The 513-nt window shown below is 29.2% G+C and carries 1 protein-coding gene; it reads left to right on the top strand.

What is annotated here, in order from left to right:
* Positions 1 to 513, top strand: a 513-nt coding sequence (locus RE027_RS18220; protein ID WP_368809706.1) for a protein rep, incomplete at both ends; no start/stop codon positions are given.

The raw sequence follows: 513 nt of genomic DNA on the forward strand, positions 1-513 counted from the left end.
GGGAATAATTTATACAAGGTTTTGCAGTTTGGTGCTGATGAAAAAAAACTTGAATATATCCACTTAACTTTAGCATTAAAAAACTGTAAAATTAATGAGTTACAAGACACTATTGAATTAATGCTAAAATCTTTTAAAAAATTTGTTAATAGAGATATTTTTAAACAAAAGGGAAAAGGTGCTAAAGGAACTATTAAGGGGTGGTTTAGAAATTTAGAGATAACTTTTAACGAGAAAGATAAAACTTTCCACCCACATTTCCACGTAATTTTAGCAGTAGAAAAAAGTTATTTTTTCAAGGAAACTAACCCGGATGGATATCTTACACAAGAGAGATCTTTGCAGATGTGGAAAGAGTGTCTTGCAGTTGATTATCTTCCTACAGTTGATTTAAGAAAAGTTTATTATCTTGATGAGAATGGAAACAAGATTATAAACTTTGATGATGGAGAAGGATTAAAAAAAGCAGTTGAAGAAGCTAGTAAATATATTACAAAGGCGATGGATTTATTA

Source organism: Kocuria sabuli (genome assembly GCF_040981185.1).
GTDB lineage: Bacteria > Actinomycetota > Actinomycetes > Actinomycetales > Micrococcaceae > Kocuria > Kocuria sabuli.